A 10,292-nucleotide genomic window follows, 5' to 3' on the forward strand; every position below is an offset into this window, starting at 1 on the left:
GGCCGATGATAGTGCCCACAAGTGCGAAAGTAGGTGTCGCCGGTTCCTGACGCCCCCGAGCCCAAAGCTCGGGGGCGTCTCTTTTTGCGCGCTGCCCCACTGACGGCCTCCGTTCGCCTCCTACACGGCGTCAGAGGAGTGCGGTCGCCCGTTGCAGCGATCACGCTGGAGCGGCCGAACCGCTTGCGTCGCCGCGGCGTCCGGGTACAGTGACGATCCCAGCCGCGGGTGTAGCTCAGCTGGTAGAGCGTCAGCTTCCCAAGCTGAATGTCGCCGGTTCGAATCCGGTCACCCGCTTCACACGAAACGGCCGCCCGTCGTCACGACGGGCGGCCGTTTTACGTTTCCGAGCGCCGCTTCTGCGGCGTTCAGCCTTTGCTCTTGTCCTTGGCGTTGCCGGTCGGGACGGCCTTCTCCAGGTACTCGATGATCTTCCCGGCGACGTCGACGTTGGTCGCCGCCTCGATGCCTTCCAGGCCCGGCGAGGAGTTCACCTCCATCACGACCGGGCCGTGGTTGGACCGCAGCAGGTCGACGCCCGCGACGTTCAGGCCCATCTCCTTCGCGGAGCGGACGGCGGTGCTGCGTTCCTCCGGGGTGAGCTTCACCTTCTCCGCCCGGCCGCCGCGGTGCAGGTTGCTGCGGAACTCGCCCTCGGCGCCCTGACGCTTCATCGAGGCGATCACTCGCCCGCCGACGACGAGGCACCGCAGGTCGGCTCCGCCGGCCTCCTTGATGTACTCCTGCACGAGGATGTTCGCGTTCAATCCGCGGAACGCTTCGATGACGGCCTCGGCCGCTTTGCGGTTCTCCGCGAGCACCACGCCGACGCCCTGCGTGCCTTCGAGCAGCTTGACGACTAGCGGGGCGCCGCCGACCAGATCGATCAGCCCGCCGATGTCCTTCGCGGAGTTTGAGAACCCCGTCACCGGCAGACCGATGCCGGCTCGGGAGAGCAATTGCAGGCACCGCAGCTTGTCCCGCGAACGGCTGATCGCCTGCGACTCGTTGCAGGGGAAGACGTTCATCATTTCGAACTGACGGACCACGGCGGTGCCGTAGAACGTCTGGGAGGCGCCGATCCGCGGGATGACCGCGTCGATCCCTTCCAAGTCTTCGCCCTGGTAGAGCACCCGCGGCCGGTGGGACGTGATGTCCATGTAGCAGCGGAGGTAGTCGACCACGCGGACGTCATGCCCCCGCTGTCGGGCGGCGTCGCGCAGGCGGCGGGTCGAGTAGAGCCCCCCGTCGCGGGAGAGGATGGCGATCTTCATTTCAGACGGCGGGGCGGCGGAGGAACGGCAGGGAGGCGGTCGGAGGAACTGTATCGGCGGCACGATCGCACACGCGGCAACCGGACGCGGAAAGGACCGGTCAGAACGGCCTTGCCGTCGCCTCGGTCGGCGCCAGAATGCGGCCAGTGCCTCGCTGACGCGGCGGGGCGGGACATTCGGCCCGCGAACGAGTCGGCCCTGGCGCCGACAGTACCGGGATACACATTTTTGGAAAGGAGGTGGTCCACGATGTCATCCGACAGACTGTCCTACGACAGTAACAGCCAGCGAGGTGGCGACGCCTAGCGGTCCACCGGCGGGTTGTCCGACACGGGCAGCCACCTCCTCGCCCCGGTCCCTGCACCTTAGCGTCGTGCAGACCGAGGATCAGAACTCCCGACCGCGACGAATCTGAGCGTTCGCGAACCCCGGCTTCTGCTCCGGCGAGCTGTACCGGCCCCGGCCGGCTCCTTTTCAGGAGTCGGCCGGGGTTTTTTCGTGCGCGGCGAGCAACGCCTCCACGGCGGCCCGGTCCGGCAGGGCCTCCCGGTTCCCAAGCTTCCTCACCTTCAAGGACGCAACGGCCGCCGCGAACCGCACCGCGGCGGAGGGCGGGCGGCCGTCGAGCACGGCGAACAGCAGACCGCCGCAGAAGCAATCGCCCGCCCCGCAGGTATCGACGGCTTCGGCGGGGAAGGCGGGAACGAAACCGCTCTCGACCCCGTCCGGCAGACGGGCGGCGTACCAGCAGCCCTGCGAGCCGTTCGTCACCGTGACCAGACGCGGACCCCGCCGCAGCAGCGCCGTCGCCGCCGCAATGGGGTCGCGAGCGTCCGTCAGGCGGGGGAACGCCTGAGCGGGGAGGTTCAGAACGGCGGCCAGTTCGATCAGCTCCGCCGGCTTCTCCGACGCGCCGAGGTCGACGCTGACCCACCCGCCGGCTGCGTTGACCGCCTGACAGGCCGCGACCGCCGCGGCCCCCGGCCAGCCGTCCGTGTGCAGGACGTCGACGTCCGACACCGCATTCACGACCCGCTCCGACGTGAGGGAGGTCCCGTCCGGCCGCACCGCGGCCAGCGAGCGCCGGCCCGTTCTGGCTTCGACCCAGACGTGGGCGAACCCGGTCCGCGGGGCGGTGCGGCACAGGTCGGCGTCGAATCGCAGCCCCGCCGCGTGGAGGTTCGCCTCGATCGTGCGCCCGTCCGCGTCGTCGCCCCACGTGGAGAGGACCGTCGCGGGTGGTCCGCCCAGGGCGGCCAGCTGGGCCAGCGCCGTCGGCGCCGGACCGCCGACTTGCACGGAGGCCGCGGCCGCCGTCGCCTTCTGATCCGGCCCGGGCAGGCGGGGCAGGATCAGCTGGTGATCGACGACGGTCAGCCCCAGGCCGGCGACCCGGACGGAACGGGCCGGGGCGGCGGGAGCGCTGCGGGCGTCGTCAGGAGGGTCGGTCACCGGATCAACGGGGCGTGGGGAGAAATCGAGGCGTGAGCGACGGCGACCGGGCGGCGCGGTTTAGACTACCCGGTTCCCCTCCCTCGCTCTCCGCCGCTCGGCCCGCTGTCATGTCGTCCCTCGTTCCGCGTCGTTTCTTCAACCCCGCGACTGACGATCAGGCGGTCACTTGGCTCGATTACGCCGCCCGCGTCGGCTATCTCGCGAAAGGGTTGGTGTACGGGCTCGTCGGCCTATTGGCGGGCCGGGCGGCGTTGGAGGTCGGCAACTCCGCCCCGGGGCAGGACGAGGCCTTCGCGGCGATCATGGACGCGCCGTTCGGCCGGGTGATTCTCGGCCTCACCGCGGTCGGGATCCTCGGCTACGTCGTCTGGCGGGCGACGCAGGTGATCCTCGATCCCGACGGGAAAGGGGACGGTTGGAAGGGGTGGATCATCCGAGCCGGCTTCGCCGTCAGCGGGCTCTTCTACCTGATCATGGGCTTCCAGGCGGCCACCTTCGCCTGGCGGGGCACGACTTACGACCCGGGCGACGCCGCCGCGGGCGCCACGGGGTCGGAGAAGGCCACCGGGCTGATGCTCGGGATTCCGTTCGGCTGGATTCCGGTGATGCTCGCCGGGGCGGTGTTCGTCGGCGTGGGGGTCCACCATTTTTACCGGAGTTGGACCGCCAAGTTCATGAGCGACTACGACCACACCGAAATGAGCCGTGCGGAACGCAAGGCCCTCCGCCCGATCGGCGTCATCGGGCTGGCCGCCCGCGGCGTGACCTTCCTGCTGATCGGCCTGTTCCTGATGCGGGCCGGCTGGCGGCAGAACGCCGGTGAGGTGAAGGGGCTCGAGGGGGCCTTCGCGGCGCTATTGAGCTACACGTACGGCTGGCTCGCCCTGGGGGCCCTGGCGGTGGGGTTCGTGCTGTACGGCGTGTACTGCGTCAGCCGGGCGAAGTACCGGCGCTTCGTGGAGGGCGAGGTCTGAGGCGCACGAAAAACGACCGCCGCGACCTGGTCGCGGCGGTCGTCTGACAGGAGTGAACAGGGGCCGGAGCGCGGGGCCGCCGGCCCCGACTCTCAGCGGACCGGCCCGGGCACGGCCCCGGCGAGTTCTTCGTCCCGCTCGTCGGTTTTTCCGCCGTGGCCTTCCGTCAGCTCCACCGCGGCGTAGCCGCCGCGGGACTTGAAGTAGAATAGCAGGGCGAGGAACGCGACCAGCATCAGGCAGGGGAACAGCGCCACGTCCATGAGGGCGGCCTGTTTCCCGGCGCCCTCGGCGTCGGCGACCGTCGCGGCCTCGGCCTCCGGCAGGTCGCCGACCAGCGTCGGGTCGATCGCCTGGTAGTCGCCGAAGACCCAGGTGGTGGGCTGGGTGACGGTCTCCGCGACCGCCGGGGCGGTCTCCTGCAGTTCGTCGACGGAGTTCGTGTCCGCGAAGTAGCCGAGGAAGACGGCGCCGACGGTGCCGACCGCCAGCATGCCGGTGCCGCCGACGGCGTTCAGCGTGAGGGCCCCGCCGCGGGGGGATTGCTCGGCGGTCACGCCGAGCGTGGTCGGCCAGAAGAAGGTCTTGCCGACGCCGTAGATCGTCGCGGCCAGCAGCACCATCGCGGCGCCGTCGGCCGTGGACAGCAGCACCAGACCCACCGCCGCGATCGCGCTGCAGGCGGACAGCAGGCCCAGCGGGCTAATGCGGTGCACAATCGGCCCGGCGAAGAACCGCAGGACCATCATGATGGCGCTGGTGTAGACCAAGACCCAGCCGGCCCGGATGCCGACGTCCTTCATCACCGGTTCCAGCAGCGAGGTGATCCAGCTGTCGGTGCCGAGCTCCGTCGTCGCCAGCGGGATCATGATCAGCAGGATGGCGACGACGATCGGGTTGCCGAACGCCCCGCGGACGTAGGCTCCGAAGCCGGCGGCGATCAGGGCCGCCAACACCCACGGCACCGCGGCGTGGATCTCCGTGTCCAGCAGGGCGCCGGCGACCCGGGTGAGTTCCAGGAAGATCATGCTGGAGACGATGAAGGCGCCGCCCCAGCCCAGTTCGGCCAGCATCTCCCGGTAGGACACGCCGGCGGCGACGCGTTCGTTAATCGGGAACTTGCAGGTCAACATCAACGCCCCGTACACGAGCGTCGGCAGGAAGATCAGGGCGACCTTGTACTGCCAGTTGACCGGCACGAGCAGTTCGCCGTCGGCGCCGTATTCGCCGAATAGACCGTCCATCCCCAGCACGATGATCCCGCCGAGCACCAGGCCGCCGGGCCAGCCGGCGTGCAGGATGTTCAGCCACTTCGTCTTCTCCCGCGGGAAGAGCGTGGCGACGACCGGGTTGATGACCGCCTCCACCGCCCCGTTGCCCAGCGCGACGATCACGTTGCCAACGTACAGCGCCCAATAGGCGCCGTCCGCATCGCCCATCATGCCGGGGCCGAAGATCGTCACCACGGCGCTGAGCACGTGGCAGACGAACGCGAACGCCATCCCCGTGCCGTAACCCACCTTATCGATGAACAGGCTGCCGAGGATGATGCTGATCGCGAACGGCCAGAGCCCGGCGCCGAAGATTTCGCCCTTCTGGTTGCCGGTCAGCCCGTAGGCGTCGCCCCACTCGTCGATGACCAGCGCCCGCACGATGAAGCCGAAGGCGGTGGTGATCAGGGCGATGAAGCAGGCCCAGAACAGCCGTTTGCGGTTGGCGTCGGAGAGCGCCGGGTCGGCGGCTGGGGCGGGCGCCGGGGCGGCGGCGGGCGGGTCGGTCGTCATACGGGGCGGGCGGGCCGTGCGAGCGGGCGGCGAAAGACGATCCGCGGGCCACAGATCGGGCCCGACGAATACGGGACGCCGGACGGTAGCCGCCGCGACGGTCGGCTCACAACGGTTTCGCGGGGATTCCCCGGCGCCGCAGCCCGGGCCGCCGCCGCTTGATCCGCCGGACCGTCAGAATCGGTCGGCTCGCGGGCGTCAGCGGTCGAGGTGCAAGGCCGAACCCGCGTAGCGGGCCCGCACGCCGTGCGGCAGGCAGATCGCTGCATCCCCCGGCGTCAGGGCAGCGAGTCGCTCCCAGTCCGTGCGCCCCATCCGCCGCTCGGGCCAACTGGCCCGGCGCCAGGCCCGTCGGAGCGCCGCCCGCCGGGCCGGCTCCGGCAGGCGAAGCAGCGGTTCGGCCCGCAGCGTCATTCGCTGCGCCTCCTGAGCGAGGACGGCGTCGCTCAGTACGGCGTCCGCCAGACCGGCCGTCGCGGCCGCTTCGTCCCGGGCCGCCGCCGCCAGACGCCCGACCGCCTCCCGCACCCGCGGGTTCAGTTCCTCCAATCTCGGCAGCACGTCGAGACGCAGTCGGTTCCGGGCGTAGGCGGCGGTCGCGTTCGTCGGATCGTCCCGCCAGGCGACGCCGCATTCGGTGAGGAAGTCGCGGGCCGCGTCCCCGCTCAGACCCAGCATCGGTCGGGCGACGAGCGGTCCCGCCGTCTGTCCGCCCGGCGATCCCGGCAGCGGGCCGAGCGCCGGGATGCCGGTCAGGCCGGCGACGCCGGTGCCACGGACGATCCGTAGCAGCACGGTCTCCGCCTGATCGTCCGCCGTGTGCCCGGTGAGCACGAACCCCGCCGACCGGCGGTTCGCCGCCTCCGCGATCCAGCCGTACCGGGCTGTGCGCAATACGGCCTCGGACGCCCCCGGCCCCCCGGCGTGCTGCCCGGAGAGAACCTCGCAGTCCCACCGCCGGGCGTGCTCCGCGACATGAGCCGCGTCGGCGGGGGAGTCCGGCCGCTGGCGGTGGTCGAAGTGAGCCGCGATCGGCGTCAGGTCGGTCCCGTCGTCCCGCAGTTCCACGCAGGCCCGCAGCAGGGCGAGGCTGTCGCCGCCGCCGGAGCAGGCGACCAGGACCCGCCCGGAGACGCCCAGGTCCTCCACCGCCGCCCCGACGCCGGCGACGAACGGATGCCGCTGCGTCATCGGGCGGCGAGGGCCGCGAGAACGCGGTCGGCGGCGTCGACGCCGCTCCCCGCCGCCGCCGGCAGGCCGACGCCGTGCAGGCTGTTCCCCGCCAACTCCAAGCCCGGCAGGTCCGCCAGTCTGCCTTCGACGGCCGCGACGCGGTCGAGGTGCCCGAGGTTGTACTGCGGCATCGCTCGATCCCACCGGCTGATGCGGGCGGAGTTCGACGCGGCGTCCGTCCACCGCACGTTCAGCAACCGGGCGAGTTCCCGTCGCGTGGCCTCCAGAATCCGCTCCGGCTCCGCGGCGGCGGAGCGGTCCCGGTTCACCCCGCCGAGGAAGGTTCGCAACTGGACCCACCCCGCCGGCGCCCGGCCGGGGAACTTGCGGCTGGCGAAGGAAACCGCGAACGCCGACAGCCCGTCCCCCTCGCCGGGAGCTGTCGCGTCCGACCGCAGCGCCTCCGGCACGACGAGGCCGAAGGCGTCCAGCGGGCGGCCCACCTCTTCCTCCCGGTGCAGCGTGTTGACGATCAGACTGGAGGAATACTCGATCGCCCCGAGGTCCGCAGCGAGGTCCGGCTGATCGTCCGTCAGCAACCCCGCGGCGACGCGGGCCGGCAGGGCGAGGACCACGGCGTCGAACCGCTCCTCCGCGGTCGTTCTGACCCGCCAGCCGGCGCCGTCGCGCCGCACAACGGTGACGGCCTCAGGGCGAACGGCGACGCCGGCGTCCGCCAGCGTGCGCATCGCGGCGGTCGCCACCGCCCCGACGCCCTGCCGCGGGGTGATGAACAGCGAATAGCGGGCGCCGCCGTCGGCCTTCGCCCCGGCGTTCGGCTTCCGACCGGTCACCCGGCCGCGGGCGCGTTCGTCCTCAGCGAACTGCGGCAGGCAGGCGGCGAGGCTGAGACGTTCGGGATCCCCCGCGTAGATGCCGGCGGCCAACGGTTGGGCGAGCCGCTCCAGCACGCCGCGGCCCAACCGCCGACGCACGAAGGCCGCGACGCTCTCGTCCCCGGCACTCTTGTCCCCGGCGCCCCGGGCCGCCGGCCCGCGCGGCCGCAGCGGTTCGGTCAGCAGACGGGCCTTCTGCCAGAACGTGAGCGTCCGCGACCGCAGCGTCGGCCCCCAGCGGGACGGCGCCAGCAGGGTGAACCCCTCCGGCGCCCGCTCCGGGCCGCGCTTCGTCCAGACCAACGCCCCGCGGGGGGACTGGTTCGTGCCGATCAGCTCTTCACCCAGACCGATTCGTTCGCAGAACGCCGTCAGGTGCGGCGGGCGGGAGAGGAACGAATCCGGCCCCAGCTCCCGCACGATCCGCTCGCCCCCGTGCTCCTCAAGCAGCGTGCGACAGGCTCCGCCTGGCGGCCCGGGCTCGAACAGCGTCACCTCCGCGGCTCGGCCACGATCTTTCAGCCGATCGACCAGCCGCACGGCGGCGGCCAGACCGCTCACCCCGGCGCCGACCACAGCGACACGCACGGCGCCGGGCTGCTGCTCGACGGCCTGCTCCGTCACCGGGCCGACAGGTCCGCGACGAGCTTCACCAATCCTTTCACCGCCGCGGCGTCGTGCGTCGGCAGCAGACCGTGACCGAGGTTGAAGATGTGTCCCGGGCGTCCGCCGGCGGCGTCGAGCACGGCGGCGGTTTGCCGCTTCAATTCGGGGAAGGGGGCGTAGAGGGCGGTCGGGTCGAGGTTTCCCTGCACGGCGACGTCGTGCCCCACCGTCGCCCAGCCGTCGGCGAGATCGACCCGCCAATCCAGCCCCACGCACTCCGCCCCGCACTCCGCCAACGCGGGCAGCAGGGCCGGGTTGCCGGTGAGGAAGTTGATGACCGGCCCGTGCGGCCGCACCGCCTCGACCAGCGCCTTGGTGTGCGGCAGCACGTAGCGGCGGTAGTCGCCCGGGGAGAGGGCCCCCGCCCAGCTGTCGAAGATCTGAACCGCCTGGACGCCCTCGGCGAACTGCCGGCGGAGGTGCTCCGCGACGGCCCGGCCGATCTTCCCCATGAAGGTATGCCAGCGATCGGGATCGCCGTACATCAGCCGCTTGGTGTGCTCGTAGTGCCGGCTGGAGCCGCCCTCGATCGCGTAGCTGGCGAGCGTGAACGGACATCCGCCGAAGCCCAGCAACGGCACGTCCGCCGGCAGCTGGGCCCGCACGGCCCGCACCGTCTCGTAGACGAAGCCGAGTTCGGACGTGTCCTCCACCTCCCGCACCGCGTCGACGTCCGCCGCCGTGCGGGCCGGGTTGCCGATTACTGGGCCGGGATCGTAGGTCAGCGAGAAGCCCAGCGGCTCCAGGATCGTCGGCAGATCTGCGAACAGGATCGCCGCGTCGACGCCCAGGATCGCCTGGGCGTCGAGCGTCACCTGGGCGGAGAGGTCCGGCCGTTTGCAGAACTCTTCGAAGGCATAGCCTCGACGGACGGCGGCGTATTCGGGCAGGTAGCGCCCGGCCTGCCGCATCAGCCAGACGGGCGTACGTTCCACCGGTTCCCGCCGGAGCGCCCGCATCAGCAGGCTGTTCCGCAACGGATCGGGCGCGGCGGAGTCGGCGGCGGGCATCTTGTCGGGAGCGGGCACGGCCGCATCCTAACGCCCCGTCCAGTCGCGGCACCCGTGGGGACGCCGTTCAGGAGCCGGCGACCAATAAAACCGGACGGATCCAGCGATTCTCCCTCCAGAAACGTATGACGGGTTGACGGGGCACGCCCCCAGGGACCTACGTTCCGCAAGGGCGGCGAAATCCCGTACCTCCGGCGCTTCCGCTTCGGCGGGGCCCGGCCGAGAACCGACACCTTACCCGTTCGCTCGAACGGGAATCCGATGACTCCGATCCTCGATGATGCCGCCGGCCTGCTCCGGCTCAAGACTTACACCGACGCGTGGCGGTTGGGCACCGGTCTGCCCTCCTCGCTCCCCCCGGGGGAGTACGCGGTCACCGGACGTCGGCTCACGCCTTACGGGTTGATCGTCGAGGTAGTGGGAAGCTACCGCGTCCGGTTGCCGCTGCCGGCCCACCGCCTGATGGACGACTCCCCGACGAGCCTCGCCTCCGCCTACTGAGCGGCGGTCGCGACGTCATCGACGCCGCCGAAGCCCCCTGGTCCGCGTTCCTGACGGAAGTAGACGATTCGGGAACGAACCGGACGGGTGGGCGCTCGCCCGGAGTCGCCCCACGAAGGACGACCCGGCCACCCGTCCGGTTGCTCCCGAACTAGCCAATGCGCCTGGGGCGCTTAGGTAAGAACCGGACGGGTGGGCGCTCGCCCGGAGCCGCCCCACGAAGGACGACCCGGCCACCCGTCCGGTTGCTCTCGGACTGATCGGCGTGCCTCGCGGCACTGACAGGAGAGGAAGGAAACGGCGTGCCGAAGCGGCGCCGACTCCGGGGTGAATCGTCCTAAACTCCTGACAGGTTTGACGATAAGGAATCGGAATACCGGTCCTGGCTGAGACCAGCGCTCGTTTTCGTCGCGGGGGGCGCCGTGAGATCGGGCAGCGACGCGGCTCGGCAGGGCAGGGGAACGAGTTGCCGGAAGGCGCGGCGGGGGAACACGTTGCGAGGGTCGTGCGGTCGCACATAATGCCGGCATGAATGACGGCTCCGACCCCGCTTCGTCCG

General features: G+C 71.2%; 8 protein-coding genes and 1 tRNA gene. 3 read left to right on the forward strand and 6 right to left on the reverse strand.

What is annotated here, in order from left to right:
• The first annotated feature begins 224 nt into the window (after window positions 1-224).
• A tRNA-Gly gene (locus ACG2DA_RS19570) sits at window positions 225-297 on the forward strand.
• 71 nt (window positions 298-368) lie between these two features.
• Here ACG2DA_RS19570 and rimK read toward each other — a convergent pair.
• Window positions 369-1,274: a 30S ribosomal protein S6--L-glutamate ligase gene (rimK, locus tag ACG2DA_RS19575; protein WP_395257957.1), complete on the reverse strand. Its 906-nt coding sequence runs from the start codon at window positions 1,272-1,274 to the stop codon at window positions 369-371.
• 474 nt (window positions 1,275-1,748) lie between these two features.
• The gene (locus ACG2DA_RS19580; protein ID WP_395257959.1) at window positions 1,749-2,726 is read right to left on the reverse strand and encodes a carbohydrate kinase family protein; all 978 of its coding nucleotides are present in this window, start codon (window positions 2,724-2,726) and stop codon (window positions 1,749-1,751) included.
• A gap of 110 nt (window positions 2,727-2,836) precedes the next feature.
• Here ACG2DA_RS19580 and ACG2DA_RS19585 point away from each other — a divergent pair, with 110 nt between their 5' ends.
• Entirely contained in the window at window positions 2,837-3,703 is an 867-nt protein-coding gene (locus tag ACG2DA_RS19585) for a DUF1206 domain-containing protein (RefSeq protein ID WP_395257961.1), read from the forward strand.
• 92 nt (window positions 3,704-3,795) lie between these two features.
• On the opposite strand, the gene ACG2DA_RS19590 is transcribed toward ACG2DA_RS19585, so the two are convergent.
• From ACG2DA_RS19590 to hemE, 4 genes are all read right to left on the reverse strand, one after another.
• Complete coding sequence (locus tag ACG2DA_RS19590; protein ID WP_395257963.1) at window positions 3,796-5,487, reverse strand: MFS transporter; 1,692 nt, start codon at window positions 5,485-5,487, stop codon at window positions 3,796-3,798.
• A gap of 198 nt (window positions 5,488-5,685) precedes the next feature.
• Window positions 5,686-6,678 (reverse strand): tRNA lysidine(34) synthetase TilS, encoded by a 993-nt coding sequence (gene tilS, locus ACG2DA_RS19595; RefSeq protein WP_395257964.1) that lies wholly within the window; start codon window positions 6,676-6,678, stop codon window positions 5,686-5,688.
• Window positions 6,675-8,180, reverse strand: coding sequence for a protoporphyrinogen oxidase (gene hemG, locus ACG2DA_RS19600; protein ID WP_395257966.1), 1,506 nt, complete (start codon window positions 8,178-8,180; stop codon window positions 6,675-6,677). The genes tilS and hemG overlap by 4 nt, the downstream gene beginning before the upstream one ends.
• A complete protein-coding gene (hemE, locus tag ACG2DA_RS19605; RefSeq protein ID WP_395257967.1) occupies window positions 8,177-9,250 on the reverse strand; it encodes a uroporphyrinogen decarboxylase in 1,074 nt (357 codons plus the stop codon). The genes hemG and hemE overlap by 4 nt, the downstream gene beginning before the upstream one ends.
• A 243-nt stretch (window positions 9,251-9,493) precedes the next feature.
• Between hemE and ACG2DA_RS19610 the strand changes: the two genes are divergently transcribed.
• The gene (locus tag ACG2DA_RS19610; RefSeq protein WP_395257969.1) at window positions 9,494-9,733 is read left to right on the forward strand and encodes a hypothetical protein; all 240 of its coding nucleotides are present in this window, start codon (window positions 9,494-9,496) and stop codon (window positions 9,731-9,733) included.
• Window positions 9,734-10,292 lie beyond the last annotated feature (559 nt).

The sequence above is a fragment of the Alienimonas sp. DA493 genome, from assembly GCF_043951915.1.
Classification (GTDB): Bacteria; Planctomycetota; Planctomycetia; order Planctomycetales; family Planctomycetaceae; genus Alienimonas.